Genomic DNA, 26,327 nt, shown 5'->3' on the forward strand with positions numbered 1-26,327 from the left:
CCTTGTGCAGGCCAGCTTTCGGGCCAGGCGATCCAGAGCGGAATGTAAGAAAGAGTCTCAACATGAGTTAGGCATATTTGTTTACAGAGTTTCCAATTGACCGGAAATTTATAAAAAATCTTTAGGATCTCACAGGCATAGTAATGAAGGCAAAGCGAATCATCGGGCTGCTGCTTCTTTTCAGCTTTGGCAGCGCCATCCTGCTCACATCGTATATAACATTCATCACATTCAAAAAGCAGTTACAGCTCATCCACAACGAGCTACGCCTGACGTCCGAGCGTACTTCACTGATTCTCGAGAAACAGGGCAGTGTTGCAGCCATACCGTCCTCCTACAGCCCATCCTGTCTTGACCTCACCGTAAGCCTGATCGCTTTCAATAGAGAACGGACGGCTGTGCTGAGGCGAAACATCTCCGAGCATGAGGCCGACGCCATCATCAGAGCGTTTAAAGAGCAGGCCTGGGCGTCCGAATCATTCCACGAATGGAACAACTCCATCGTTTACGTAAGCGCTTCCTCCAGCGCAGACATCGTTCTTGTCCATGCAATAAGCCGCAACGACATATTGCGATCCGTCGCCGATACTCCGATGCATGTAATGCTGGCCATTGCGATTCTAATTCTGCTCAACGTTGGCGGGCTGTATTTCTTTATCAAGACTCATATTGAAGATCCGCTCAAAAATCTTATCGAGAATCGCATTCAATCCATCATGCAGTCGTTAACAGGAACGACCCACTCGCTTCCGGCGGACTTTTCGCTAAACGTAGGATTTCTGACGTCGGAGCTGAAGAACTCCCTCGAAAAGACCATGAACATCCTTTACGCCTGGGCCCGTGGAAAACGTCTCTTTGAAGAATTCTCAAACATCGCCCTTGCCGAAACGGATAGCCGCAATATCTTTCGCATCATGCATAGCATGGTCGCCGAACAGATGGGCATCAAACGCACGCAGGTTTACGAAATCAGCAATAGCACGAATCGTATCGAACTTCTTTACAGCTCAACCGAAGATGCGAAGTCGGGTCTGTCCCTGGACCACCCCGATCTCTGCTTCGCCTTTCGAAGCGGCCATCCGCTCTTTCAGAGCGTCGATAAGAAAGTCTGCAGCCACTGCCCGAAAGGCGATGGAGAAACCATACTGTGCATGCCGTTGATCGCCGGAGCGACGGCTATCGGCATCTGTCAGTTCTCGTTCGATACGAGCGATCTGTACAGCACCGCTGACTATCAGGAGCGCCCCTTGCTTCATGAACGATTCCTTTCCAACTTCGTTCGACTTGCGGGTACGGCACTTAACGGTCTGAAGCTGCTCAACGCCTACAAGAATCAGGCGATCACAGATTCGCTAACAGGCCTCTATAACAGACGCTATATCGTCGAGTATATGACGAATATGATCAACATCTCGAAGCGATCAAGCGATCCGATGGCCGTCTTGATGATCGACATCGATCATTTTAAAAGATTCAACGACGAATACGGTCATAAGATCGGAGACCTCGTTCTGCGTGAGGTGGCCGGGTGTATTCGTCGAACCGTGCGCGAAGGAGACGTCGCCGGGCGATATGGCGGCGAGGAATTCGTATGCATTCTTCCCGGATCCGATATGCATATCGCGCTCGACGTGGCCGAGCGCATCAGAAGCAGCGTGAAGATGATCGAATATGACGAGCGAATCGGCATGGCAAACATTCCACGCATTACGCTCAGCATCGGCATAGCGCAATTTCCGTTGCACGGCTACAGCCACTATCACCTTACAAACGCCGCCGATAGAGCGCTGTACCGTGCAAAAACGGAAGGACGCGACAGGGTTCGCGTTCATGCGCACATCCCCGAACACGAAGAAGGCTAACTTAACAGGCTGCTGAAAAAGCAGCCTGCTATGTCCTCGTCAATCCTTCAGACTCAGGAAGTTTGCGATCGAGCGACGCAGAAGAGCATCGCTATCGTGAATAACCTTCGTCCTCCATATATGAGAGGTCGGGTTGTAGTGCTCGCGAAAACGTCTCTTCGCCTCAGCCTCGTCATCGTCAGATTCGTAGCCATGCCAGAATCCCTGGTTCTCGACGATCATATTATGCAGGGAACGAATCGAGCCCGACGTCGTCTGTGAATCCATCGTTCCGTATTCAAAGACCATAGGCAGATAGATCTTATCATCGAGCAGCTTGCCCATATACTCAGAGAAATCTCCGGTCGTCGTGTAAAAGTCCTCGGTGTCGCCGTAGTCGATCTGATATCCCGCGAAGACGGCCTCCAACCGCGCACGCACAGCCGGATCACGAATGGCGTTTGGAAAAAGATGCAGACGACCGCGCTCACCGAAGCCGGTATGCAGATCGATAAGCAATACATGGCTGTAGGAAGCGGCCGTCTTCTTGAAAAGCGGTTCAAGCAGAGCTTTTTGAGGCTCGAACGTGCGACCTCCAAAATACAGCCCCTGTGGATGAGCGTACTGCCCCTGTAAGATGGCCTGCCTCAATGCAGGCATACCATGCTGCACGATCTGCATGATGGAACGTACGGCAAAAAAACGGTTATCCATGCTGCCGAGATCGACCTTCCCCTTCGGATTCAGCATCTCGTTTACGATTTCATAGCCTTCGTTCGTTGCCTGAAAGAGAGAAGGTTCGACGTCCCAGTTGCGATTGAGATCGACGTTATGCTCGCTTACTCGTCTTTCATAGCGAAAACCATAGGGGTTAACGGCATGTACGGCCAGAACGCCGAGATTCGTACGATCAAGATCGGGCAGGATGCGCTCAAGGAAATACCGCTGCACGGCGCTGCCCGTAAAGGCCTCGATGCCATGCGTACCCGAGGCGATGATTACAAGTTTTTCGGGTCTGCCCTTCGGCGGAATATACAACGTATCTATCGTAAGATCGTCGTCCACGGCAGAAGGAACGCGAAACGACTCGACGACGGCGCCCTCGCTTTTCCAGTGCATGGCAAGGGAGCGGAACGCAGCCCGGCTATCTTCGTAGGAATTCAGGTAATAGGGTTGAACGGCAGCATCGACTTCCCCCTCTTCGGCAGGGTGGTTTGTAAAAAAGAGGACCGTTGCGATCATCGCAAGGACGCCGCTCAGGATCAAGAACAACAGGCTTTTTTTTCGCGTGAACATAGACGAGAGATGAGGCTTCCCGCTCCTCTGTCAAGAGGAACGGGAAGATAGCCCCGTCGCTTCCGGAACGCAGGGCCGTTCACAGCTTCAGAGTTGCGCTTCGAGTTTCTGCCTTAATTGCGCCTCAGGAAGCAATCCCGTTATTCGGTCGACCAGCTTTCCATCTTTATAGATCATCAGTGTGGGCAGCGTCGAAACGCCGAGTGCGGTCGACACCTCGGGATTCTCGTCGGAGTTGATGGCGCAGAATTGAACGCCTCGCATCATCGGGGCCACCCTTTCAATCACCGCGCTCTGCATGCGGCAGGGTCCGCACCAGGTCGCCCAGAAATCCACAAGAACGACACCGCTTGCCGTTCCAGAAGCAAAAGTCTCGTCGGTCAACGTTAACACATCTTTCATGAGAAATCCTCCTGATTAAAATATAGAGGATTCTCCTGCGAGCTGATTGTATCGAAACGTCAGCAATCGTCACAGGCCGGAATCTCACCGCGCAGCCGGCCCGGCGGCAATCCCGTGCGCCGCTTCATATCACGATTGAACTGCGCTTGATCGTAGTAACCGGCATCAAGGGCGATCCCCGTCAGCGATTGTCCGGCGCTCTCCTTTTCAAGCAAAGCCAGCTGATCCCGAGCCCGCTCAAAACGAAAAACGGCAAGCAGAGAACGACGATTCATGCCCGTCATATCGAGGAACTGTCTTTCTAATGTACGAATCCCATAAGAGCTGCGCCTTTCCAGCTCTGCGCGAGCATGTAACGCGTTTGTTTGTTTCATCTCATGGACGATGTCATAAATCAATCGCTCCGTCCTCTGGCCTTCTTTGAGTTTAGCCATCAAGAACTCTTCGAGAAACAGGACGCGTCTTTCGGGCAGATGCGGTATCAACGCTGTGGCAAGGCTGGACCACTCCTGCGGTGTTCCAAACAGCTCATAGACAGGAAGCAGCTGTGAACGAAGAAGCGGCATCGGAACCGATGAGAAAGATCGCAGAGCACCCGGCGTGAATTCAACGATGATCTGATCGATCTGCACGCCAGCTTCGACCGGCATGCAGTAAAAGGTCTCATGCAGTCCGTTTAACTGAAAACGGTCGACATCCGAAGTTCTGCCGAGATCAATAAAAAGCGACGGACCGCTACGCGGAAGAATACGAGCGGAGTAGGATTTGCGAAGAGGCGTGAGACGTCGTAGAAGATATCGTTCGATGATCCCCTGCAACCTGATATGCTGGGGACGAAACTCAATCCAGCCGTTCACAGGAGAAACATACCGAGCGTCAACGATCTGACAAGTGAAAAAATGGCGCGACTGAATCGAATAGAAGCCAATACGGGTATGGGCGGCGAAGAACGACAGGCCCGGGCATACAGAGACCCGAGCCTGCGCCTTCACAGGCTCGGGCTTTTCAGATTACATCGGTGCAAGCCCCTTCCGCTTGATATACTTCAAGCGATTGCGGTCGGCGATCCTTTCCACAAAAGGCAGGACGGCCGGTATCACGCCCGGAAAAAAGCCCAGAAACTTGCACAGATAACCCTCGCTCGTCGGAACGGCGATCTCCATCTTGCGCTTTTTAATCGCGCGGATCACGGCCTGTGCCACCTGCACGGGCTTGAGCGGATCTGAAACAAAGTTCAGAAGCGAGCCCCCGTGCAGTGCCTCATGTTCGAGCATCGGCGTATCGATCGCCGTCGGATAAATCGTCGATACGGTAATGCCATGCCTGCGCAGCGCGATGTTCTGAGCCAGCATGAATCCGCGAACGCCGAACTTCGATCCGCAGTAGCCTGGGGCCTCTTTTAAAGGCAGGATTCCACCGAGTGAGCTGATCGTCACGATGTTACCGCTCTTCTGTCGTTTCATGACGGGAATAAACTCGCGCATGAAATGCAGAACGGCTCTATAGTTAACGCTGTATTCACGATCGATCTCATCGTAATGCGCCTCGTCGAACGGCGTCGTCATGATCACACCGGCGTTATTCACAAGCACATCGAGTCTTCCGAATCGGCTCTGCACCTGCTCCCGGATGCTCGCAACGTTCCTCACGTCGGTAATATTCGAAACGATGCAATGCGGAGCGATGCTCAGCTCTGAAGCCACGCTATTTAGCTTTTCTTCGTTCAGATCCACAAGGATCTGCCTGTAGCCCTCATGATCAAGCAACCGGGCGATCTCACGCCCGATACCGCCGGCCGCTCCGGTTAATAGCGAAATCTTCTCCTGCTTCGTTGTTTCTGTCGTCGCCATTGTCTTATCCAATGTCTTATCCATGCGATTTCCTCACAGAAGAAAGGGGATCGTCATCAGCGCGCTCATGACATACATGGGAAGCACCAATCCCCAGTTTTCGAGGCCGTTGCGATCTTTACGAAACATGCCATGCTGATAGAAATAGGCCGTATCGATGACGGCCAGGAATATCATCATACCTCCGCAGATTTGAGTAAGGCGTTCGCCAAGCGGATGCCCGAGCAACAGCAGTACCGCCGAGATAACCATCAACACCGACATCACCGAATCGGGAAACACGAAGACGCGCTCATGTTCGACATAACCGACGGGCAGCCAGGGTTCTTTATGTTCGGTGCGAAACCACTTCCACCAGAAATGGGCGATTCCGATGGCCATGGCGATCTGCGCCACGGCAACGATCGCATTTACAGAAAGCGTAAGATTCATGCCCTGTTCCCCGCTTCAACGCGAGTTTTCGATTGCAGTCTTTCGGGAATGATGTCTCTTCCGTAAACATCATCCATCGTTTCGGCCCGTTTGATCAGCTCGGCATGACTGCCGTTCACAAGCACCACGGCCGGTCGCGGAAGAGCATTGAAGTTAGACGCCGAAACCTCCTGATACGCCCCCGTTTCCAGAATGGCGATGACGTCGCCTTCGGTTACATCGGGAATTTTCACAAGAGGAAGAATCCGGTCGGCATAGCAGGAATGTCCTACGATATCGGCAATCTGCGTCTCACGCTCTTCGGTTCGGTTTGCGACGACGAAATCATGCATGTTGTATTCATAGACGCCCCCTGTCAGGAAGAAGTAGGTCGTATCGGTCAGCACCCAGTTCATATGCATCGGCCGGGTCTGTCGTTTCACCTTCTTAATCGTCGTCAGATGGATGCCCGTATTGCCGTACATTCGGCGGCCGGGTTCGAGCTGCAATGTGACGTCGCTCAGATCGAGACGCTTTTCAAGCACCGATCGCAGGGCCGTTAACGACGCCTCGGCGTACTCTTCCGTCGTCGGAGCATATCCGCGATACGGAATGCGAGCCATCGTCTTTACGATGAGATCGAACAATCTGTAGCGCAGACCGGCGTTCATCAGCCGCATGAGCTGGACGAAGGGCCATGTGAGCCAAGTGAAGATGATCTCGGCGGAATACTCGAGCTTGTTATGAGGATCACGATGGCTGGCAAAGCCGCCGCCGATATCGATCTGCTGAAGCTTGAAGGGCCGACCGGGCTCGCCCCAGTACTCGCAGAGATCGACGATAAGAAGTCCGAAGCGCTTCATCATGCCTTTCCAGTACCAGAGGCTCTGATGATGACGTCCTCCGTGAAAATGGAGTCCTGTTAACTCCACGTTTTTCATCGTAAGAACCTTGCGCCCCAGTTCGCGCAGATACTGCGCCGGTATTCCCGATTTATATACCTGAATGCCGAGGTCGATACTCGCATACTCCTGCGCAAAGTCCGTGCGCTTATGCAGATTCGGGAAATCGGGTTTCACGCGAAAGCGGATCTTCGCCTTCTTCCCGAGTTCGCCGGCGATGCGATCGATAAGCTCGGGCTCATCGAGATCTTCGACGGTAATCAATACTCCGGTTTCGATACAGCGACGAATCGTCTCTTCGCTTTTTCCGCCGCCGTTCACCGAGATGCGCTGTGGCGCCGTGCCGCCCATCAAAGCGCCTTCAAGTTCGCCGCGCGAATAGATGTCGGCGCCGGCTCCCTCTTCACTGAGAATCTTACGAGTGGCAAGATTCCAGTTCGCCTTGAAAGCAGGAAGCACCTCCACCCGGCCATGCGGCCAGTGCTTCTGAAAGGCCCTCTGAAACTCGCGCACGTTCTCGCGCAGCTGCTTCTCTGACATAACAAAAAGCGGCGATCCGAATTTCTTCGCAAGATCGACCGTATCACACTCTTCTATATAAAGACGTCCGCCTCTTGATGAGAGACAATCCGTCCACTGGCGTTTTTTCTCTGACATGAACTCCTCCTTTTTCTAACTCCGGTTTGTAACTCCGGGATGCCTGCCACAGAAACTGCAATCAGACATATGCCGACGATCTGAGGAAAATAGCACAGAGAGAAAGAGAGGGCCTCTCAGGTCGTGACCTGAGAATCGTTTTCTTCACGAAAAGTGAGCGGATTCGTCCGCTCTTCCTTTTTGAAGACTCTATAGAACGATGCAAGAGAGTTGAACCCGGATTCAAAGGCGATGCGCGTCACGTTCAGATCGGGCCTTGTTTTTAGAAGATGCTTTGCGTGAGACAGACGGTATCCCTGAACGTACGCCTGAAAGGATTGCCGTTTGCTCGTATTCAAATACTCGGATAGCTGGCGGTAGCTGACGCCCGCATGCACAGCAAGCGAACGCAGACTCAGATCTTCGTCGCAGTAGAGACGGCGCCTTTCCATCAGGTCGGTCAGCACGCTCTCCAGCCTTTCCGTATCGACGTTCTGTAGCCGATCACGAATATAACTGCGGCGGGCCGCCTCGGGCGAGATCTCATAAACGGCAAAACGATGTGCAAGCAGACGGGGCAGGAACTGAAGCAGAACCATGCCTGCCGTAAAGGCCGTCATTTCGAGAACAAGCATCAGGCTGGCAAAAAGCCTGTACCCGCCTTCCTGACTGATCTGCAATCCGGCGAAGATCAGCGCATAAAGCAGCACGAGCAAGAAGGCCGCCGAGGCGATGTCGCGCACGGCTCCCTTTTGAAAAACCTCTTTCATGATGAGCAGCCACTTCAAACGACGGGAGGCCAGATAGAGAAGCGCCAGCAGGGTTATGCCCACGTAGACGATGAAGGCAAGGCGCACCCATCCGTCTTCATAATAATCGGGAACAAACCGGTCCAGGCTGTGCTGCATTACAAGACGCCTGAAATCCGAGGACTGCAGCTGATAGGCCATAAAAGGAACGGTAAAAAAGAAAGGAAGATGAACGAGCAGACTGCGCCGTGGAAAGCTATCGTCGGGATAAAGCAGATAGCGAATCATATAATAGCTCGAGAAAATATTTGCGAATTGCATCATCAACGATGTACCCGATAGGATCTCGAAGTCAGGTAGGAATCCGGCGTAGAACAATCCGTAGTAAAAATAGATGTAACAGTTCCCGAGCTGCATCAGCGAAAAAAAAAACGAAAGCCGCCGTCGCGTTTTCCAGAACAGCCAGCCCTGGATCAAAGCGTTCCCGAGATAGAGCACCGAGAAGTAAAGGTATAGCGAGGCCGGGTTCATACTCTTATACAGCCAGCCTCGTTATCGACCGTTATGGCAAGATCTTTTTGGGGAAGCCAGCCCTCACTCCAGCAGTCGCAGAAGATCGCCGACGCGTCGGTGATTCTCAAGAGCATGTCGCAGCTGAGCCTCATGACGGATTCGATAGGCGTTGCGCCGACCGAGTTTCTCGACCTCAATAATCTCTTCCTGGACGAGTTCCTGCACGATGGCCTGCACGGCGCGTTCCGTGATGCCCACCTGATCGGCCACGTCGCGCAGGCGGATCTCGGGATCACGGTGCAAACAGAGCAGCACGTGAGAATGATTCGTCAGGAATGTCCAGCGACTGCGATTACTGTCGTTCTTTAAGGCCATAGCTCTCAGACGTGAAAGATACGATTCACTTCGTTCACCGTCAACTGATTTGATTCAATGCTCTCTCAAAAACCGACTGCCATGTTGGTTTTTGAGAGGCCACGCCCAGATAAGCCATTTTCCCCTTACTTCTCATCCGCGAATGGAATACCCTCCATCGACGTGCAGAATCTGTCCGGTAATGCCGTGACCGGCGGCAAACAGAAAAGCGCATAGCTCCGCAAGATCAGAGGCCTTCGCGTTCCCCAGCGGGCTTTCGCGTTCGCATCGCTCGACGGCCTCCTGTAGACCTGGAATGGCTCCTCCGGCCTTGCTGCCGGTGTAAGGGGAAAAGCGCACGGCGTTTACGCGAATGTTATCCGAAACGCCGAGCTCCTGGGCGAGTTCGCGCGCCATGCGTTCGAGAGCGGCCTTGGCCACTCCGATGTTTCTGTACGGATGATGCATCACCCTTTCTGCTCCGAGGTAGCTGAGCGCAATGATGCTCGCCCCTTTATTCAAAAGGCCGGCAGAAAGCATGCTGCGCGTTAAGGCCAGCAGCGAGTAGGCCGACACGTCCATAGCGCTCAGGAATTCTTCGCGCGTCGTCTCAAGCAGCGGAACGGCCGTGCCGCCGCGAATCGTCTTATCCATCGCAACCGAATGCAAAACGCCGTCGAATCGAACGCCGCTGTGAGCAAGGGCCTTGCACATATCGTCGATCGACGCATCCAGACTGAGATCGACCGCGTAAGAAGTCACATCAGAAGAAAGTCCGGCCTGCACGGCCTCCTGCATGCCCTGAAAGGTGCGATCAAGAAAGGCCGTCGATTTTTCGCTGAGATTTCGATGATGTTCCGTGCGACCGAGTCCGGCAACGACAAGACGGGCTCCGGCGATTTCGAGCGTCTGCGCCACCGACATGGCAAGCGATGCCTGATCGGCGATCCCTGTTATCAAAAACGTGCGACCGGCCATATTCAGGACCGGGGATTCTTTTTGCATCATAAGTGATAAAAAACAATAGACGCTCTACATTGCACGAAAAATTTTTCCTAAATTGTTATGGCCGAATATTTTTTCATGTTTTTAACTGCGCATATGGCACTCTCTTTCTCTCTGCGTTTTCTCTGGGTGGCTCTGAGCGGCATTGCCGTCGGGGCCACCGCCCTTCTTTTTATCACGATCGCAGAGGGAGGCAGTATATGGCGCATGCCAGAAACGCCCCTTCTCAGTCAGGCAATGACGCCGTCGCTCCGGTTCGACGGATTATCGGCCATGCTCTTTGCGATGATCTCCATTCTCGGAGCGGCCATTGCACGCTACGCGCGACGTTACCTCGACGGAGATTCACGCCAGCTGCGTTTTTACGGATGGTTGCTTTTCACGCTCTTCGCCATTTCGATTTTTGTTCTTTCTAATAACCTCGCTCAACTCTTTCTTGCCTGGCTGATGAGCAGCGCCGGGCTCCACCGGTTGCTCCTTCACTTTCCAGACAGGCCGGCGGCCGTCCTTGCCGCGCAGAAGAAGTTCTGGATCAGCCGGATCGGCGACGTCTTGCTTTTTGCAGCGATTCTGTGGATCTACTTTTTATTCCAGACGCTGCAACTGGATGAACTCTTTTCTGCGTTACAGGCGCCATTGACGCGCGATCAGGAAAGCGGATTGATCGGCATCGGCCTGCTTCTCGTTACAGGGGCGTTGATCAAGTCAGCGCTGATCCCCTTTCACTTCTGGTTACCCGAAACGATGGAAGCGCCGACTCCCGTTTCGGCGCTGATGCATGCCGGCATTATCAACGCCGGCGGATTTCTTTTGATTCGCATGAGCCCGCTTCTTGTTGAAACGCCCGATGCCCTTGCGACGGCCGCTCTTGCCGGGGCCCTGACCGCCGTTGCCGGAGCCATCGTCATGTCGGTACAGAACGACATTAAAGGCAAGCTTGCATGGTCGACGATCTCGCAGATGGGCATGATGATCCTTGCTTGCGGGCTCGGTCTTTTCAGCGTCGCTCTTTTTCATATCTTCGCTCATAGCTTCTATAAAGCTCATGCGTTTATGAGCACCGGTGAGCTGATCCACGAATCGAAGAAGACCGGTTTCAAGCTGCTTCCGCCCTCCTCGAATATGGTTCTCGTCTCCACTGTCGGAACGCTCTTATTGCTGGGAATCGGATTCTTCAACACTCCTTATCTAATGATAGCGGCCTATCTCTCGCCTCTCTTTGTGGGCTTTGTTCAGAGCCGGCCGAAATCGAAGGAGCCTTTAAGTATGCAGGTCCACTTCCGCATTCTTGCCATACTTACGGCGGGAATCGCTCTGTATTCTGCAATTGAGTTCGTCGTCTGGCATTCATTGAAAGGTGATGTTACTACGACGTCCATGATCCAGTTCCAGACGTCTAACTACGTCGCGGCTATCGTTGCTGGACTTCTCTTTCCTCTCGGATACTGGACCACCGGACAGTTGATCCGCACACCGAACGACTTCTGGCATCGCATCTACGTGCATGCAAAAAACGGAGGTTATCTCGGATACTGGAGCACGGCACTTCTCACAAAAAGAATCCCGGTCCGGAGGGCACAGGCATGATTGATGATGCATTGCACGATGAAGTCGAAGAGGCGCTTAAGTGCGTCGCCCCGTCATGGCCGCTACAGAACACGGTCGCCGTGAATCCTTTCTGGTTTATGAAAGACCGGTCATTCATTGAAGCGCTATCGTCCCTGGAATCGGCGACGCACGCCTCGCTTGTATGGCCGCTTGATCATTATCTTAAAGATCTGGAAGGCGGTCGCATTTCGGAAGCAGCGCTCGAACGGGCCCTTGCCGATGAATCAAAGGTTAGCAGTGCCCCTATTCCTGAAACGATAGACGAACTGATCGAAGCAAGCCGTAACGAAATCCACGCAGAAGCAGGCCATCCGACAACTCTTATACTCAGTTGCGCAGAGGCCTTTCTGCCCGAGAGTCGATGGAATGTAACCATCATCAACGAATGCGGTAAGCATGCAGCGGCTTACTTTGACCGGCGTCAGGCGATCGCAGGCCTTCCTTCTGCCCGGAATAAAGAAGGCTTTTTTGAATCATGGAAGCAGGAAATCAGGTTTGATCGCTCTATGGACTTTTTCGGCCTTAAGGGCCTTCGTGATTGCGCCAGAGAGTTTGCAGAAGCCAGTTCGCGTGAGGCCATAGCTGTCATGCTGCATGAGCTCGCAATTCACAGTCACACCGAGCGTGTTCTATACATGCAAAGGCTCATCACCACCGTAATCGGATGGGCGACACATTTTCGATTTCATGAATGGCAGGCAGAGCTGACGAATACGGCGACCCACATTCAGACCGAAGACCTTCTCGCCGTGCGCATGATCTATGACCTCGCCTGCTTTCGTGCCGCAAATGAGATGAAACAGAGAAGGCCTGAGATTGACATGGCGATTGCCCACTGGAAGAAGAGTCTCCAGGCTGAACTGCATACATTATCATTGCGTCGCATCTGGCTGCGGGCCGCCGAATACAGCTTTCAGGACACGGCAGCCGTACTTTTGCAGGGATTTACGTCATCTCAGGCATCATTACCGGCATCAGGCTCGCCTTCATTCCCGGAGTTAACCACGAACGCATCTGGAGAGGAAAATCCCTGGATGCATGTCGTCTTCTGTATTGACGTGCGCTCCGAGCTGCTGCGCCGGCATCTGGAGTTGAGCGATTCCGGCATCGAGACGTCGGGATTCGCCGGATTCTTCGGTATGCCCGTCGCCTACCAGAAGTCAACGGAGGCCCGGGAGACATCACGGCTACCCGCACTGCTTGCGCCTGCCTTTCATCTTGAAGAGTCCGCTGCCTGCAGGCAAAACTATGACCTGCGGGCTCGCACATTTACAGAAAGCTATTTTCGCAACTTGCGAAAGGCTCCGATTTCGTCGTTTCTCTTTGTCGAGCTTTTCGGCATCCTCGCCCTCGGAAGAGTACTGCGCCGCAACCTTACAAACCTGCGGCGCCTGTTCGGAATCCGTGTCTTACCGCAGCGCTTCCGGGACCGGGGATTTGATCATACAGATCCCTATCAGAGAGCCGGCATCTCTCATGCTGACCGCGTGCAGCTTGCTGAGAACGCCCTGCGCCGCATGGGAATGCGTCGTTTCGCGCCGCTGATCGTGCTTGCCGGGCATGGCAGCGTCACAGCAAACAACGCATTCGGTTCCTCTCTCGACTGCGGAGCCTGTGGAGGCCATTCCGGCGACATAAACGCAAGGCTTCTGGCCTCTCTTTTAAACGATAGAGATATACGGGCCTCATTAGCCGAACGCGGTGTATCGATTCCCGATGAAACCGTATTCGTCGCCGCCGTACATGAAACGGTCACCGACGAGATCTACCTGCTCGATAGCAGAAGCAGCTCCGCGCGAGAACGAAATCTTTTGAAGCGGGCACAAGATGTCTTTGCGAAAGCATCGCTGGCAGCTCGAAAAGAACGTCAGGCGTCGCGAACCAGAAGGCCGACGGCTCTGCCCCATAGAAGGGCGCACGACTGGTCAGAGGTGCGCCCTTCTATGGGGCCTTGCCGGTAATGCAGGGTTTATTGCCGCTCCACGATCAAGGACGCGAGGCGTCAATCTGAACGGCCGCTTCTTTCTTCATGATTATGACTGGCGGCATGACACAGATTTTCAAACGCTGCGATTGATTCTGACCGCACCGATGGTCGTCGCAAGCTGGATCAACTTACAGTATTATGCCTCCACCGTCGCGCCTCAGGTATACGGAGCCGGCAATAAAACGCTTCATAATCCCGTCGGCGAATTTGGAGTCGTCGAGGGGAACGGTGGCGATCTGCGTGTCGGGCTTCCCTTTCAATCGGTGCATGACGGAGAACGCTTCGTGCATGAACCGCTCCGCCTGAGCGTCTTTATAGAGGCCCCGCTCGAAGAGATCGAACGCATCGTTAACCAGAATGAAGCGGTCAGGCAGCTCGTAGACGGCGAGTGGCTGCATCTGCTTGTGATCGACGAATCGGGAGCAATTAAAAGACGCGAGGCGCACATCTTCGAACCCGTGCAGGGCCAGGTTAATCACCGGCCTCTTGCAGCCCGCCGACGGGCCGACCACGTCTGAATGTCTGATCGTAAGAGCGACTCCTGCAGCGAATACGAATGGAAGTCAGGTCGGCCGTCTGCCTGGCTTCTATATCTCCATTGCATTGCGTCTCAGCAGGCAGAAGTATCGCTCTTTCTTCTGAGCCGCCTTTCTCATTCCACATCGCATAAAAGTAGCGAAACCGCTGATGGTTCAGGGAGGTGTCCACCTCAGACCAGACGATTAAGGCCTCGCCTTCATAAAAAGACGCTACCATTCGGTGAGCGTTATACCACCCATCCTGACGTGAGATCATGTTCGTAAACTCAGCCGTCGTCTGCGTGCCGACGTCATAACTCACTCCGCGCAGCTGCCAGCCTCCGGAATAAGGATCGTCGGGCGGTTGCACAAAGAAGAGGAACAGTCGATCGTTAACCATCCGAACATCCATGATGCGACCCGGTTCACCGATCTGCTCTTGCTCCGTATAAAAATGCCGGCGACGAATCAGCGGATTTCCATCGGCGTCAAAAGTGCCCATATAAAAAGAGCGATCGATACGGTACACGACCAGAAAACCGTCCCGATAGGCAAAGATGCCGTAACCGTCGCCCGTCAGGCCCGATTCCGCTCGCGCAAAATCATCAATCCTTCGCTGGCGTCCCTCAAGCGACTGCCTCTTTGCATCGGTGACGGCAAGATAGAGCATCCGTCTATCATCGACGATAGCTCCGGGAGGAGGAAAAGAAACGCTGATATAATCCTGCACATAAAACAGAACGGCACACCGCTCGGCGTTACAGGCCGTGTGCAATCCGCTTGTTTTCGCCGACGGATAGACGATATGCAGCTCACCCAACTGATCACGCTCAAGTCGAGCCGTCGGATAAAAAGCCACGCAGCTCGAAAAGACGGTCAGAAGCATGACGATGCCGTAACGGAGAATGGCGTTGTAGAGCTGCGGTCGAGGCATGGGAATTGACATCGCCCGATACATACGGCGTGGCAAGTTTTTCTCGTAAGAGCCCCACGCCTCTTGCGCCAACACTGGTTACGGAAGATAAAGGGAAAAAGGAAGCTGCTCCCCCGGTAGGATTCGAACCTACGACCAATTGATTAACAGTCAACTGCTCTACCGACTGAGCTACAGGGGAGTGTTCGGAGGACAGAGTCTTTGCGCCGGTGCCTCTGTCAAACCAATTGAATCTGCCAGATTCGCCGCGCGATAAAAAAGTTGACAGAACTGCCCAGCCCTCGATTTTTAAATCAAACGATTGATTAAATTGCCCGTTTGAGTACCATAAGATCCCCGGATAAGAGGTTCCCCTGAAAATGAAGCGACGCCAGCTATTTGAATTCCTCGACCTTCCGTCTATTCCAGCTTTATTCAAGGCCTTTGAGACGGACTACCTGCTCTTTGTTTCGCAGAAGCTGCGCCTGCATCGCCCGATCGTGCCTTACGTAAAGCGCCTCCTCGAAAAGTCGCACGCCGCTCGTCCCTGCCTCATCGACCTCGGTTCCGGCAGTGGCGGACCGGCCTTCGACCTGCAGAAAGAGCTGGCACAGGACGGCACACACTTCCATCTCTTTTTCACCGATCTGCAACCGGTGCCAGCGCATATGCGATCCGCAACCGGCAAAGATGCGACCTACTTCGACGAGTCCGTTGCCGCCGATCGCGTGCCCGCTCATCTTAAAGGTCCGCGCACGATGCTGAACGTATTCCATCATCTACGCCCCGAAGAGGCCCGTCGTGTGCTTGAGGCGGCGATGCGTGACGGGCAGCCCATCGGTATCTTCGAGGCGAACGAGCGTAGCGTGAAATCCCTTCTTGCGATGATTCTGATCGTGCCGCTGCTTGTGGTTTTTATGACGCCGCTGATCCGGCCGTTTTCGGTGCGACGGCTCTTGTTCACGTATATCGTGCCCGTCATGCCTCTGATGATTGCGTGGGATGGCTTCGTCTCCTGTCTGCGCACCTACATGCCCGAAGACCTCAACGCTCTGACCGATGGCCTGCCCGGCCGATGGGAAAAGGGCTTTGCCTCAGACGAGCGAGGCGTTCGCTGGGTCTACTGTCTCGGATGGCCCGCCTGAAAGAACAACAATCGGAACTCGACGCCGCCGCAAGACTGAAGCGCGCGGCCACGGAGCTTTTCTCGCAAAAGGGCTATGATGCGACGTCGACGCGTGAGATTGCCGAGCGTGCCGGCGTCAATCTATCGCTGATCCGGTATTATTTCAAAGGCAAAGAAGGGTTATACAGGCGACTGTTATCCGACTATGCCGAGATCAGCGCCGCCGGTGCCGGACCGCTGCTTGCGCACCTGGAAACGATCGAACCGACGCTGGAGCAGCTGCATGCTCTTTTTAAAGGCCTGTTGCTTGCATTGATCGAGCAGCGCATGGCCTTTCCCGAGCTCTCGCGTATTCTACAGAGAGAGTGGATTGCCGGATTGCCGCATGCACAGCATAGCTACGACGAGACGTTCAGCAGGGTGGCCGACCGCCTTGCCATGCTTCTGGAACAGGCCGCCTCTGCCGGAGTCCTGCGTCCGGTGAACGCCTATTCCGTAATCCTCATGCTTCTGAATTGCGTCGAGATGCACTTCGCCGCTAAGGAATCGGGAATATCCTGGACGAAGAAGATCATGCAGCTACCCGAGCAGTCCGAGCTTTTTGCCGAAGAAACGGCGACGATGCTGCTTGCGGGAATTAAGAGGTAGCAAGGGGAATATCTCAGCTATCCACAGTTAAAGCACCTACGCGAACATATTTTATGTAAAAATGTATCGACACTGGCCATTTTTTATGCAATTTTGACCACATGGTGAGCAGAATTTTAGAGAAGTCCCTTGCTCAGAGCCCAAAAAGTGTCTTGCTCATTGGCCCCCGGCAGGTTGGGAAATCGACTCTTCTTAAGAATCTCAAGCCCGACCTCGCTATCAACTTGAGCTCCGAGGCAGAGTTCTATCGGTTTTCCTCCAACCCCGATCTGCTCTCTTCTCTCATCCGCGGTTCTGATCCAACCACCGTTCTCATCGACGAAGTCCAGCGCCTCCCTTCGATCTTGAATACCGTGCAGGCTATTCTCGATGACTGGCCCTCTCCGCCCAGGTTCTTCCTCTCCGGATCGAGTGCGCGCAAGCTCCGGCGAGGCGGGGCAAACCTTCTGCCAGGGCGGATTCTCACGTATCAGATGGGAGGGCTGTCATCTGCTGAGCTGGACTATGCCCTGGACATACAGAAGGGGATGAGCGTCGGATTCCTCCCTCAGCCGTATCTGGAAACCGATCATGCTCTTGCCGAAAATCTCATGCTGGACTATGCGACGACATACCTTGTGGAAGAGATCCAGGCCGAGGCACTGACGAGAGATATCCAGGGCTTCAGCCGTTTTTTGAGGATTATCGCCCCTGCATCAGGGCTCATCCTGGATACATCCAAACTGGCAAAAAAAGCTCATGTATCTCGGTCGACATTGAATCGCTACCTGGATATTCTTGAGGATACCCTGATTGCCCGACGGGTCTTTTCTTTCACAGATACGGACGCAGACGTTATACGACATCCCAGGCTTTTCTTTTTTGATCCGGGGGTTTATAACGGATTATTGGAGAATTTTACCGCTTCCCTCGATCGTGTGGGCACTCTGTTCGAGCACGCCGTCTACGCCCAGATTTTGAATTCAGCAAAGGCAGCTCATACTCCGGTCAACATCTCTTACTTTCGCACGAGAGGAGGGACGGAGGTTGACTTCATTGTAGAGCTTCGCGGAAAAATCTATGCCATAGAGGCGAAGTACGGGCATGTAAACGCCGCAGACATCAGGGGGTTAAACAGATTTCGCGAATATTACCCCGATGTTTTCAAATCAATAATCGTCTCTACAGAACCAAGCCGTCTTGTACTCGCAGATGGAACCGTCGCCTGCGACATCAATCTTCTGATGAAAGAGCTGGCGCTTTAGGGGATCAGGTCACACTCGCCCCATTCGCAATTCATTCGTTCATCCATTCCGCCGCTTCAAGCGCATGATACGTGAGGATGATGTCGGCGCCCGCACGACGGAAGGCGGTGAGCACCTCAAGCACGCAGCGACGGTAATCCAGCCAGTTGCGCTCGGCCGAGGCGCGAAGCATGGCATACTCGCCCGATACGTTATACACGGCGACGGGAACGGGGCTGCGCTCAGCAAGAGCTCGCACGACATCGAGATACGGCAGGCCCGGTTTGACCATAACCATGTCGGCGCCTTCTTCTACGTCGAGATCAAGCTCGATCTCGGCCTCGCGCACATTCGCCGGATCCATCTGATACGTCTTTTTATCGCCGAACTTCGGAGCGCTGGATAACGCATCGCGAAAGGGCCCGTAGAAGGCCGAGGCGTACTTCGCCGTATAAGAGAGGATGCCGACGTCGGTGAATCCGTTTTCGTCAAGGGCGGCTCGAATATAACCCACTCGACCGTCCATCATATCGCTCGGAGCGACGAAATCGGCGCCGGCACGGGCCTGTGTGAGCGCCATCTGACGCAGGATCTCAAGCGATTCGTCGTTCAGGATGCGACCGTCCTCGGCGACAAGGCCGTCATGTCCGTCTGAGCTGTATGGGTCCATAGCGACATCGGTGAAGATCTGAAGCTCGGGCACGGCTTCTTTCAGGGCGCGGATGGCCTCGGGGTAAAGTCCGTCAGGATTGGCCGACTCTGTTGCGAGACGATCCTTCTTTGAGTCGGGGATCACGGGAAAAAGCGCAATGCCCGGAATGCCGAGAGAGAAGGCGCGCTTTGCATCGACGATCATCTCGTCGATGCTCAGTCTGTAGACTCCAGGCATGGAGGGGATGGGCTCGCGCACCGCACGTCCGTCTTTCACAAAAAGCGGCAGGATCAGGTCGGAGGGATCGATCCTCGTTTCACGAACCATGCGCCGTATCGATTCATTCTTGCGATTCCGTCGCGGACGGCGTGTTTGATCATAATAAGAAGATTCCATGCCTCCGGTTTTCTGCGGCAAAGCGAGCCGTCAACGTAGATCAGAATTGCGCCCTGCTCCCTTTTCAGAAAGCTGTCGTAAAGCGATGAACTGATACAGGAGCCACATAGTCTATGGAAGAGATTCAGAAACTGCTGGAAGGCAACAGAGAATGGGTTGAGAAGATCAAGGCAGAGCATCCGGATTTTTTCTCTCAGCTATCACAGGGGCAGTCGCCGAAGTTCCTCTGGATCGGATGCTCTGACAGCCGCGTTCCGGCCACCGAGATCACCAACCAGCTGCCCGGCTCGATCTTCGTTCACCGTAATATCGCCAACCTTGTTCTGAATTCGGACTTCAACCTGCTCAGCGTGCTTTATTATTCGCTCTATGTTCTGAACATCCGGGACATCATCGTCGTCGGCCACCATCACTGCGGCGGCGTAACGGCCGCTCTGAATCCGAAGAACCTCGGCTTCATGGAAGGATGGATCGGCCACATCCGCAACATCAGCCGCATCCACGCCGCGGAGCTACTCAAGTTGCCCACCGAAGAGGATCGCATCGATCGCCTCTGCGAGATCAACGTGCAGGAACAGGTGAAGAATCTTGAAAGCGTGTATTTTGTCGGAGAGCTTGTCGACGCCGGTGAAGAGATTCGACTTCACGGATGGCTCTATGATGTACGTGATGGATTGATTCGCGAGCTCACGCGAAAGACGCTTTCACCGTCAAAACAGTAAGTCCATGAGCTGCTTCATGGCGGCGACTCCCGTCTCTTCTTTCGTGCCTTTAGACGAGTCGATGCGCACGATGCGGTTCGACGGCAGCTCGTCGGGCGCCGAATACTTCGCGTCAAGGAAAGACAGATCCTCGGTCCGCGCATCGCTCTGATTCGGACGAAAGCGTCGACGCTCCAGGCGCTCCCTCCTGACGCGATCCGGCGCCGAAACCTCGACGAAGAGAAGCTCTATGCCACCAGCTGAAAAACGTCGGATCGCTTCTGCGCGACGTTGCGTCGACGAGAAGGTGGCATCGAGTATGGCGATACCCTTCGTTTGAGCGTCATGCAGAGCCAGTTCCATCATCGTATTGTAGGTCTTTTCGCTGGTCGCCTCATCATAGACGAGCGGCTTCATCACGTCGGGAGTGGGTTGAAGCACCGGCAGGCCGGATAACTCTTTACGAATACGATCCGAGGACTGCGCTTCCACGCCAAGACAGGAGGCGGCAAATCTCGCAAAGGCCGATTTGCCGCTGCCGACCTTGCCGACGACGGCGATGGCCTTCTTTTCTGTGCCGGCCAGGGCATACCGCAGCGCAAGATTCACGTAACGGCGAGCCGTGTTAACGCAAGCAGATCTTTCTTCAGGCGAAAGCTCTTCGTTAGTCGATGTAAGCACGTTCACTTTCGCACGCACGCAGGCCCTGTAAGCACGCAGAAGCGGCTGTAGAGCGATCAGGCCATTATCATTAAGGGCATCGGCAACGGCCTTGCAAAATGCCTCGGATTGCTTTCGGTATCCCCGGTAATCGAGATCCATGCACAGGAAGGCGATATCGGCGGCACGATCGATCTGCCTGAAGGCGTCGTTGAATTCGATGCAGTCGAATATGCAGAGAGACGGATGCTCCTGTGAAGGTAGAACGATATGCTGCAGATGCAGGTCGCCGTGAAAATCGCCGACACAACCGTCCTGCATGCGCTGCATCAATAAACGGCGATGCTTCTCCAGCGACGTTTCGAAGAAATATCGCAACAGATCGAGCATTTCAACCGCCACCTCAATCGGATAGCTCTGATACGGCGGCAAATTTTCCAGCATCGGCTGGCGTACATTCTGATAGTAGGTATCGGGATCGAAATGAAGCGATGACGCTTCTTTATAGAAAGGAGCGAGTCGATCAACAAGCTGAGTCAGAGGGAAATCGGCATCGTCGATGTGACCGCCATCGAGCATGCGGTTCCCGAGAAATCGATCGGAGTCGATCTCATGCATGGCCACGCAATACTCGACGATCTCTCCTTCTTCAAAATTAAGGCGACCATCTTTTTCAAAGAGCGGCACGGCAGAGTCGGTCATGTATATTTCGGGGCACAGACGACTGTTCAGCTCAATCTCCCGGTTACAATCATCTTTGCGTTTTTCCAGGGTGGAGAAATCCACCCATCCGAAATTAACCGGCTTGCGAAATTTATAGACAGACGGCGTTGCAAGGGCGACGATTGATATATGCGTTTCGATGATGCGAACCGATTGCGGTCCGTGTTTATAAGAAGCGGGATTCTTCAAGAAGTCGAGCAATCTCTGTCTTTCCATAGCGGCCCTGTTAACGACGTCTTTTTCGCGTCGGATCGCCTGCGTCGATTTCAAGCGGTCCTTCCGTACGTCCGTGAATGAATTGCTGCACGAGCTGATTCTCTGAATTCCGAAGCTCTTCGGGCGTTCCGACGAATTCAACGCGGCCCTGATAGAGGAACGTAATACGATCAGCGATATAATAGGCGGAGTTCATATCGTGCGTTACGACAAGCTGTGTTACTCCGAGCTCTTTCTGCAAGCGGCGCACGAGTTCGTTGATGACCTGGCTCATGACGGGATCAAGGCCCGACGTCGGCTCGTCGTACATCAGGATTTCGGGATTCGTTGTCAGAGCTCTTGCGATACCGACACGCTTCTTCATACCACCGGAGATGTTCGACGGAAGTAGATGCATGGCAGGAAGAAGCCCGAGCCATTCGAGCTTTTCACGTACGATGCGTTCGATCTCTTCTTCTGATGCAAGGCGATGCTCTCGTAGCGGCAGGGCGACGTTATCGTAAACGCTTAACCAGTTGATCAACGCTCCGCTCTGGAAGAGCACTCCCATACGCGAACGAGTCCTTTCAAGCGTGCGGCGCGGTCCGTGAAGAATAGACTGTCCGAAAACGCGTACGTCGCCTTTATCGGGCTTGAGAAGTCCGGTAATATGCCGAATGCTCACCGATTTGCCGGTACCCGATCCGCCGAGCAGCACCATGACCTCGCCGCGACGCACGTTCAGGCTGACACCGCGCAGGATGTGCCGCGTCCCGAACGATTTTTCGACGTCTATCATTTCAATGACCTTTTCTGTCGATCCTGCTGACATCAAGGAGCTCCTGCAGCGACTGATATGACCGGAATAAGATATCCCTCCATCAGATCAATAGAGGCGCGACTCTCGCGCAGGCTCTCATAGAGGTCGCGACCGTCACGAACGAGACCGTCGGTTTCAAGCAGGGTCTCTTCAAGCCCCAGCATCAGTCTGTCGTCGTTGATCAGAGCTGCAATCGTCCCGTGTCCGTTGTTGATCTTGTCGGTGATCTCTCTCGTATTACGGATGACATGACGCAGAGCAATCCTGTTCTCGGCCAGTACGTCGGCGACGGCCGTCAGAGGATCATCATAATTCTGGGCCTCGGGAATCGTTTTCCCGGCGAGCGAGATGCGCCCGTGCTTCATCAGATAAAACACCTCGTTCGGGCTTAGATAGCTGACTGGCATGATATCGGCGACCGGTCCATTGCCCGGATGTATATCGACGACCTTATCTGAAATGACGGTCGTATAACGTGTGCTTATGCGATAATCAGGCCGCAGCTCGACGGGATCATTCATATGAAGAATGGCCAGCACCTTCTGCCCCTGTTGTCTGCCGCTCCCAATATCTTCTTCGGTGATGATGCGTCCGATACGATCGACGGGTAAATAGGTTAGATGAAGAACAGTCCCTTTATCAACGCCAAGCACCGTTACCCGGCTGCCTTCGCGAAGCCCCTGAGCGCTTTTGAGAATGACCGGCATGTAGATGCGCGCAAGACGATCCTTCTCGGCAGGAAGAACGATCGTCTGCACGAAAAGCAGGATCATCGCCACCCAGAAAAACATACCAAACGCCGCTTCTTTCCAGTTCTCTCGCATGCCCTCACCTGTAAAAGATTGCCGAAAGGAAATACCCGAAAATGATTACAAAGAGAAAAGACTGTACGACCGCCTGCCTTACGGCGATACCGACTCCGATCGCTCCGCCTTTTGCTGAGAGTCCCTGATGACACGAAATGGCCGATATGGTCAGTCCGAAAATATAGGCCTTGAAGTTGCCGACCCAGATGTCTTTCAAACCGTTCTTGCTTTTCAGGATCTCAAGAACAAGCGTATAATACGTATCGAATTCCACTCCGAGTTGTGTGTTGGCGACCAGACTGCCGCCGACGATGCCGAGTGTCGAGGCGTAGTTCGCAAGAACGGGGATCATGATCGTAAAGCCGATGACGCGCGGAAGAACGAGATATTTTATCGGATCAATCGACATCACCTCAAGGGCGTCGATCTCTTCAGAAACCTTCATGGTGCCGATCTCGGCCGCCATCGCCGAGCCCACAGAGGCGCTGAGAATGAGCGCCGTCATGAAAGGAGACATCTCACGCGTCAGTGTGACGACGATGACCTGTCCGATCAGATCCTGCTGACCGAAGTCCAGCAGAGCGAGCCCGGTTTGCAGGCTGATAATCATGCCGGTAAAGGTGGCGACGATACTCACGACAAACAGGGATTTGAATCCGGCGAGATACATCTGCGTCAGCGTCTCCTGACGTTTGAAGAAAAGGTGTGGCAGCACAAGAGCGGTGCGCAGCAGGAGGAACAGGGTTTCGCCTGCTCCAATGAAAGGATCGACCAGATAAACAAGAACGAGCTTTTTCAAATGATTCATGGAGGGCGAGACAACGATATACACGACTGCCCCTCCAGGCAATCCGAAAACGGGTATTTCTTTTATAAGCCGGAGGATGCGAGGCTATGTTTGCAATACTCTCGCGAGCTTTCTGGTGACTGCATCGACAGAAATGAAACAAATCACAACCGGATTCCAGTGGCCCTTCTCACAGACTGGTTGAGTTCCTCCATTCTCCAGACAGATTACCCCCATTGCAACGAGCATCAGGTAAACGAAGATGTAACAACGGGAGAAACCAGTAGAATTCGAAATCGCAGCCAGCCGCCCCCAGTCCCGATCGTCCGGATAAAAATTCACGCGCACAAGCCCCTGCCCTTCTTCCTGATACTGCTTCTTCCATTTGCCGGTCTTCTCAAGGAACCTGAGCTTATAATCCAGCAGCGGATCGTCCATAAGCATGCCCAGATAGGCCCCAAGGGCCCAATGCTCCACCTTCACATAGGGGCTCCGCCAGAAGAACCGCTTGAAATATTCTTCTGGAATTAGCAGCGTTGAGCGGGAGCGATAATAGGGCTCCCGATCCACGCGATTCTGTTCGTCCATACACTCAGTAGGTCGAAAGAAGGCCAGATTGATGGAAAATTTCGGCCGAAATGGAAAATCTCTATCGTGTGAGCGGTATGAGACCTATGCCCGAGGGCGTTCAGAAACCTCAAGAGCAAAGCCCAGGCGACACTGCTCCCCGGGTTCAAGCCAGCGCAGCTTCCACCCTCCGACGTGTGCCCGGTGCCAGCCGTTCGTCGGCGCCGTCATCGGTTCGATACAGATAAAGTCAGGCCCGGGCGCGTAGAGAACGGCCACAGGAAACTCCAATCCCCAGCGCAGGCGAAGCGAACCGACCGGCCCCTTAAGAGCGAGAAAATGCTCCGGTTCGTTGACCAGCAAAAAGCCATCATCCAGCGCACGCCAGCGACGAGGCTTTCCGGGCCAGAACTGCTCTGCATCGACAAGCTGCCCTGTCGGGATCAGCCGCTCATCGGTTTCTATATGAGCTGCAAGAGGAAGCTCAAGGCGCAATTCATCCGTAGAATGACAGAGCGCATCCAGCCTGAAATACGGATGAAAGCCGGCCGCCAGCGGAAGCGGCCGCTCACCGTTTTCAATAATGAGAGCGACTTCAAGCGTCGTGGCAGATGCCGTTTCGCTGAGCGTCACCTCCAGCTGTAGATGGTATTCCAGCGGAAAAACCCGTAGATCCAGGTCGTCGGGCTGAAAGCACAGGATTGCCTGATCCGATCCATTGCCGGGTCGACGCCCATGCAGCGTATCGGCGCGTTCTGCGCGCTGCATCTCAAAAGGCTGCCAGGCGCGCTTCAGCATGGTGCCATGCAGAGGCAGTCCGTTGCCGTCCGTCCAGATACGACGTCGCGCCTCCATCGGTATCTCATGCGCGCCTGATGATGTTATCGTATGCCAGGACTGCAGGCGGTTCGCCCAGGGGAAAAGAAGCGGAATGCCTCCAAGAGACCGGCTGCTACGGTAGATATCAGGCGACTCATCGCACCACAGCCATTCGCGGCCATCGACCCGAAACGAGAGGACGGTTCCCGTCTCTGGCTGTAGCAACGCCCGGCTGCGATTTGTTTGAAGCGTAATCATTTTTGAAGCGTGATCATGGTCCATTGCATCTGTGGCGGCCGCCTATCGGGCCTGGCCCTCCGGTCTTTTCTCCTACATGGCCGTCATGCCGCCATCGACAACGATACACTGCCCGGTCATGTAGGCCGAGGCATCAGAGGCAAGCAACATCGCCGGACCGACCAGATCTTCGGGGCGTCCGATACGCTTGAGCGGGATGGTATCGATCATGCGGCCCATCAGACCTTCGCGCGACTGAATATGCGACGTCATGTCGGTCTCGATAAATCCCGGGCAGAGCGCATTGACGCGAAAGCCGGCTCCGGCCCATTCAACGGCAAGCGCCTTTGTAAGCTGTATCAGAGCGCCCTTCGTTCCGCAGTAGACCGAGGCAAGAACGGTAGCAACGATGCCCATGACCGACGATACGTTGATGATCACCCCGCCATGTCGACGCTGTGCCTTGTAGTAGGCCTGGCAGAGACGCATCGCTCCTTTGAAATTCGTTTCGAGCATCTGTTGCATCTCTTCCTCTTTATAATGAGATGCCGGAGTCGTCGAAGAAATACCGGCATTGTTGATGAGGCAGTGCAGTCGCCCATGTCTCTCGACGATTTCCTTGATAAGAGGAGCGGCCTGATCATGCGAGGCAACGTCAAGCAGCCGACCGTTTACGCCGTTGTCCTGCATCCATGCGATGGAGTCTTCGCGGGTGCCCGTTCCATAGACGATGGCGCCTGCATCACGAAAGCCTTCGGCCATGGCCCGTCCGATACCGCGGCTGGCGCCGGTAATGAGGATCACGCGATCCTGAAAAGAGAACGCATCTTTCATATTCATTGCCCGGATTCTAAAGAGGCCTTCGTATACGGCAACTGTTTTCGTACGTAAAGGTTGCCCGCGTCCATCCGGAGAAAAGCAGCACGCCGCCGTGGCATTTTTCTCTTTTTCCGGATTTTCCCATTTTCTATTTTTTCTATTT

26 protein-coding genes and 1 tRNA gene are annotated in these 26,327 nt (G+C 54.0%); 8 read left to right on the forward strand and 19 right to left on the reverse strand.

Annotation, left to right across the window (positions count from 1 at the left end; translation table 11 throughout):
- Positions 1–143 precede the first annotated feature (143 nt).
- Positions 144–1,862, forward strand: a complete 1,719-nt coding sequence (locus LEPIL_RS22195) for a sensor domain-containing diguanylate cyclase (protein ID WP_002773050.1) — start codon at positions 144–146, stop codon at positions 1,860–1,862.
- Between the two features lie 39 nt (positions 1,863–1,901).
- Here the strand turns inward: LEPIL_RS22195 and LEPIL_RS13190 are convergent, their stop codons facing one another.
- The 9 genes from LEPIL_RS13190 to LEPIL_RS13230 all read right to left on the reverse strand — a co-directional run bounded on the left by LEPIL_RS13190 (position 1,902) and on the right by LEPIL_RS13230 (position 9,962).
- A complete protein-coding gene (locus LEPIL_RS13190; protein ID WP_002773051.1) occupies positions 1,902–3,137 on the reverse strand; it encodes a M14 family metallopeptidase in 1,236 nt (411 codons plus the stop codon).
- Positions 3,138–3,224: 87 nt separating this feature from the next.
- Positions 3,225–3,539, reverse strand: coding sequence for a thioredoxin (gene trxA / locus LEPIL_RS13195; protein WP_002773052.1), 315 nt, complete (start codon positions 3,537–3,539; stop codon positions 3,225–3,227).
- Positions 3,540–3,598: 59 nt separating this feature from the next.
- The gene (locus LEPIL_RS13200; RefSeq protein WP_143464831.1) at positions 3,599–4,396 is read right to left on the reverse strand and encodes an AraC family transcriptional regulator; all 798 of its coding nucleotides are present in this window, start codon (positions 4,394–4,396) and stop codon (positions 3,599–3,601) included.
- Positions 4,397–4,549: 153 nt separating this feature from the next.
- Complete coding sequence (locus tag LEPIL_RS13205) at positions 4,550–5,413, reverse strand: SDR family NAD(P)-dependent oxidoreductase (protein WP_002773059.1); 864 nt, start codon at positions 5,411–5,413, stop codon at positions 4,550–4,552.
- Between the two features lie 9 nt (positions 5,414–5,422).
- Positions 5,423–5,821, reverse strand: a complete 399-nt coding sequence (locus LEPIL_RS13210; protein ID WP_002773060.1) for a hypothetical protein — start codon at positions 5,819–5,821, stop codon at positions 5,423–5,425.
- Positions 5,818–7,359: a diaminopimelate decarboxylase family protein gene (locus LEPIL_RS22200; RefSeq protein WP_002773061.1), complete on the reverse strand. Its 1,542-nt coding sequence runs from the start codon at positions 7,357–7,359 to the stop codon at positions 5,818–5,820. The genes LEPIL_RS13210 and LEPIL_RS22200 overlap by 4 nt, the downstream gene beginning before the upstream one ends.
- A 116-nt stretch (positions 7,360–7,475) precedes the next feature.
- Positions 7,476–8,618 carry a helix-turn-helix domain-containing protein gene (locus LEPIL_RS22205; RefSeq protein ID WP_002773062.1) on the reverse strand — a complete coding sequence of 381 codons (1,143 nt, stop codon included), beginning with the start codon at positions 8,616–8,618 and terminating at the stop codon, positions 7,476–7,478.
- A 63-nt stretch (positions 8,619–8,681) separates the two neighbouring features.
- Positions 8,682–8,975, reverse strand: a complete 294-nt coding sequence (locus tag LEPIL_RS13225) for a helix-turn-helix transcriptional regulator (protein ID WP_002773063.1) — start codon at positions 8,973–8,975, stop codon at positions 8,682–8,684.
- Positions 8,976–9,107: 132 nt separating this feature from the next.
- Complete coding sequence (locus LEPIL_RS13230) at positions 9,108–9,962, reverse strand: enoyl-ACP reductase FabI (protein ID WP_002773064.1); 855 nt, start codon at positions 9,960–9,962, stop codon at positions 9,108–9,110.
- Positions 9,963–10,055: 93 nt separating this feature from the next.
- Between LEPIL_RS13230 and LEPIL_RS22210 the strand changes: the two genes are divergently transcribed.
- From LEPIL_RS22210 to LEPIL_RS24050, 3 genes are read left to right on the forward strand one after another with little or no spacing between them, the layout of a single operon-like run.
- A complete protein-coding gene (locus LEPIL_RS22210; protein WP_169314818.1) occupies positions 10,056–11,546 on the forward strand; it encodes a proton-conducting transporter transmembrane domain-containing protein in 1,491 nt (496 codons plus the stop codon).
- On the forward strand, positions 11,543–13,528 hold the full coding sequence (locus LEPIL_RS13240) for a putative inorganic carbon transporter subunit DabA (protein WP_040918811.1): 1,986 nt from the start codon (positions 11,543–11,545) through the stop codon (positions 13,526–13,528). Before LEPIL_RS22210 ends, LEPIL_RS13240 begins: the two co-directional genes overlap by 4 nt.
- Positions 13,529–13,538: 10 nt before the next feature.
- On the forward strand, positions 13,539–14,072 hold the full coding sequence (locus LEPIL_RS24050) for a putative inorganic carbon transporter subunit DabA (RefSeq protein ID WP_281492486.1): 534 nt from the start codon (positions 13,539–13,541) through the stop codon (positions 14,070–14,072).
- Here LEPIL_RS24050 and LEPIL_RS13250 read toward each other — a convergent pair.
- Positions 14,026–15,006, reverse strand: a complete 981-nt coding sequence (locus LEPIL_RS13250) for a hypothetical protein (RefSeq protein ID WP_002773067.1) — start codon at positions 15,004–15,006, stop codon at positions 14,026–14,028. The genes LEPIL_RS24050 and LEPIL_RS13250 overlap by 47 nt on opposite strands.
- Before the next feature lie 108 nt (positions 15,007–15,114).
- Positions 15,115–15,187, reverse strand: a tRNA-Asn gene (locus LEPIL_RS13255).
- Positions 15,188–15,365: 178 nt separating this feature from the next.
- Between LEPIL_RS13255 and LEPIL_RS13260 the strand changes: the two genes are divergently transcribed.
- The 3 genes from LEPIL_RS13260 to LEPIL_RS13270 all read left to right on the forward strand — a co-directional run bounded on the left by LEPIL_RS13260 (position 15,366) and on the right by LEPIL_RS13270 (position 18,003).
- The gene (locus LEPIL_RS13260; RefSeq protein WP_002773068.1) at positions 15,366–16,130 is read left to right on the forward strand and encodes a hypothetical protein; all 765 of its coding nucleotides are present in this window, start codon (positions 15,366–15,368) and stop codon (positions 16,128–16,130) included.
- Positions 16,118–16,759, forward strand: coding sequence for a TetR family transcriptional regulator (locus LEPIL_RS13265; RefSeq protein WP_002773069.1), 642 nt, complete (start codon positions 16,118–16,120; stop codon positions 16,757–16,759). The genes LEPIL_RS13260 and LEPIL_RS13265 overlap by 13 nt, the downstream gene beginning before the upstream one ends.
- Positions 16,760–16,860: 101 nt before the next feature.
- A complete protein-coding gene (locus LEPIL_RS13270) occupies positions 16,861–18,003 on the forward strand; it encodes an ATP-binding protein (RefSeq protein WP_002773070.1) in 1,143 nt (380 codons plus the stop codon).
- Positions 18,004–18,034: 31 nt separating this feature from the next.
- Here the strand turns inward: LEPIL_RS13270 and hemB are convergent, their stop codons facing one another.
- On the reverse strand, positions 18,035–19,030 hold the full coding sequence (hemB, locus tag LEPIL_RS13275) for a porphobilinogen synthase (RefSeq protein ID WP_002773072.1): 996 nt from the start codon (positions 19,028–19,030) through the stop codon (positions 18,035–18,037).
- Between the two features lie 113 nt (positions 19,031–19,143).
- Between hemB and LEPIL_RS13280 the strand changes: the two genes are divergently transcribed.
- Positions 19,144–19,752 carry a carbonic anhydrase gene (locus tag LEPIL_RS13280; RefSeq protein WP_002773074.1) on the forward strand — a complete coding sequence of 203 codons (609 nt, stop codon included), beginning with the start codon at positions 19,144–19,146 and terminating at the stop codon, positions 19,750–19,752.
- On the opposite strand, the gene LEPIL_RS13285 is transcribed toward LEPIL_RS13280, so the two are convergent.
- The 7 genes from LEPIL_RS13285 to LEPIL_RS13315 all read right to left on the reverse strand — a co-directional run bounded on the left by LEPIL_RS13285 (position 19,741) and on the right by LEPIL_RS13315 (position 26,179).
- Entirely contained in the window at positions 19,741–21,384 is a 1,644-nt protein-coding gene (locus LEPIL_RS13285) for a bifunctional aminoglycoside phosphotransferase/ATP-binding protein (protein WP_040918820.1), read from the reverse strand. The two genes, LEPIL_RS13280 and LEPIL_RS13285, sit on opposite strands and share 12 nt — an antisense overlap.
- Positions 21,341–22,141, reverse strand: coding sequence for an ABC transporter ATP-binding protein (locus LEPIL_RS13290; RefSeq protein WP_002773078.1), 801 nt, complete (start codon positions 22,139–22,141; stop codon positions 21,341–21,343). Before LEPIL_RS13290 ends, LEPIL_RS13285 begins: the two co-directional genes overlap by 44 nt.
- Positions 22,141–22,953: an MlaD family protein gene (locus LEPIL_RS13295; RefSeq protein ID WP_002773080.1), complete on the reverse strand. Its 813-nt coding sequence runs from the start codon at positions 22,951–22,953 to the stop codon at positions 22,141–22,143. The genes LEPIL_RS13290 and LEPIL_RS13295 overlap by 1 nt, the downstream gene beginning before the upstream one ends.
- Positions 22,954–22,957: 4 nt before the next feature.
- Entirely contained in the window at positions 22,958–23,743 is a 786-nt protein-coding gene (locus LEPIL_RS13300) for an MlaE family ABC transporter permease (RefSeq protein ID WP_040920331.1), read from the reverse strand.
- A gap of 84 nt (positions 23,744–23,827) precedes the next feature.
- Complete coding sequence (locus tag LEPIL_RS13305) at positions 23,828–24,310, reverse strand: DUF1564 family protein (protein WP_002773084.1); 483 nt, start codon at positions 24,308–24,310, stop codon at positions 23,828–23,830.
- 84 nt (positions 24,311–24,394) lie between these two features.
- Positions 24,395–25,366: an aldose 1-epimerase gene (locus tag LEPIL_RS13310; protein WP_157135076.1), complete on the reverse strand. Its 972-nt coding sequence runs from the start codon at positions 25,364–25,366 to the stop codon at positions 24,395–24,397.
- Positions 25,367–25,438: 72 nt separating this feature from the next.
- Positions 25,439–26,179, reverse strand: coding sequence for an SDR family NAD(P)-dependent oxidoreductase (locus tag LEPIL_RS13315; protein WP_040920332.1), 741 nt, complete (start codon positions 26,177–26,179; stop codon positions 25,439–25,441).
- Between the last annotated feature and the right edge of the window lie 148 nt (positions 26,180–26,327).

This window comes from Leptonema illini DSM 21528, from assembly GCF_000243335.1.
In the GTDB taxonomy this organism is placed as follows: domain Bacteria; phylum Spirochaetota; class Leptospiria; order Leptospirales; family Leptonemataceae; genus Leptonema; species Leptonema illini.

Coding starts and splice junctions, on each gene's coding strand:
- LEPIL_RS22195 (WP_002773050.1), top strand. CDS start 144: ATGAAGGCAAAGCGAATCATCGGGCTGCTGCTTCTTTTCAGCTTTGGC.
- LEPIL_RS13190 (WP_002773051.1), bottom strand. CDS start 3,137: ATGTTCACGCGAAAAAAAAGCCTGTTGTTCTTGATCCTGAGCGGCGTC.
- trxA (WP_002773052.1), bottom strand. CDS start 3,539: ATGAAAGATGTGTTAACGTTGACCGACGAGACTTTTGCTTCTGGAACG.
- LEPIL_RS13205 (WP_002773059.1), bottom strand. CDS start 5,413: ATGGATAAGACATTGGATAAGACAATGGCGACGACAGAAACAACGAAG.
- LEPIL_RS13210 (WP_002773060.1), bottom strand. CDS start 5,821: ATGAATCTTACGCTTTCTGTAAATGCGATCGTTGCCGTGGCGCAGATC.
- LEPIL_RS22200 (WP_002773061.1), bottom strand. CDS start 7,359: ATGTCAGAGAAAAAACGCCAGTGGACGGATTGTCTCTCATCAAGAGGC.
- LEPIL_RS22205 (WP_002773062.1), bottom strand. CDS start 8,618: ATGAACCCGGCCTCGCTATACCTTTACTTCTCGGTGCTCTATCTCGGG.
- LEPIL_RS13225 (WP_002773063.1), bottom strand. CDS start 8,975: ATGGCCTTAAAGAACGACAGTAATCGCAGTCGCTGGACATTCCTGACG.
- LEPIL_RS13230 (WP_002773064.1), bottom strand. CDS start 9,962: ATGATGCAAAAAGAATCCCCGGTCCTGAATATGGCCGGTCGCACGTTT.
- LEPIL_RS22210 (WP_169314818.1), top strand. CDS start 10,056: ATGGCACTCTCTTTCTCTCTGCGTTTTCTCTGGGTGGCTCTGAGCGGC.
- LEPIL_RS13240 (WP_040918811.1), top strand. CDS start 11,543: ATGATTGATGATGCATTGCACGATGAAGTCGAAGAGGCGCTTAAGTGC.
- LEPIL_RS13250 (WP_002773067.1), bottom strand. CDS start 15,006: ATGCCTCGACCGCAGCTCTACAACGCCATTCTCCGTTACGGCATCGTC.
- LEPIL_RS13260 (WP_002773068.1), top strand. CDS start 15,366: ATGAAGCGACGCCAGCTATTTGAATTCCTCGACCTTCCGTCTATTCCA.
- LEPIL_RS13265 (WP_002773069.1), top strand. CDS start 16,118: ATGGCCCGCCTGAAAGAACAACAATCGGAACTCGACGCCGCCGCAAGA.
- LEPIL_RS13270 (WP_002773070.1), top strand. CDS start 16,861: ATGGTGAGCAGAATTTTAGAGAAGTCCCTTGCTCAGAGCCCAAAAAGT.
- hemB (WP_002773072.1), bottom strand. CDS start 19,030: ATGGAATCTTCTTATTATGATCAAACACGCCGTCCGCGACGGAATCGC.
- LEPIL_RS13280 (WP_002773074.1), top strand. CDS start 19,144: ATGGAAGAGATTCAGAAACTGCTGGAAGGCAACAGAGAATGGGTTGAG.
- LEPIL_RS13290 (WP_002773078.1), bottom strand. CDS start 22,141: ATGTCAGCAGGATCGACAGAAAAGGTCATTGAAATGATAGACGTCGAA.
- LEPIL_RS13295 (WP_002773080.1), bottom strand. CDS start 22,953: ATGCGAGAGAACTGGAAAGAAGCGGCGTTTGGTATGTTTTTCTGGGTG.
- LEPIL_RS13300 (WP_040920331.1), bottom strand. CDS start 23,743: ATGAATCATTTGAAAAAGCTCGTTCTTGTTTATCTGGTCGATCCTTTC.
- LEPIL_RS13305 (WP_002773084.1), bottom strand. CDS start 24,310: ATGGACGAACAGAATCGCGTGGATCGGGAGCCCTATTATCGCTCCCGC.
- LEPIL_RS13310 (WP_157135076.1), bottom strand. CDS start 25,366: ATGATTACGCTTCAAACAAATCGCAGCCGGGCGTTGCTACAGCCAGAG.
- LEPIL_RS13315 (WP_040920332.1), bottom strand. CDS start 26,179: ATGAAAGATGCGTTCTCTTTTCAGGATCGCGTGATCCTCATTACCGGC.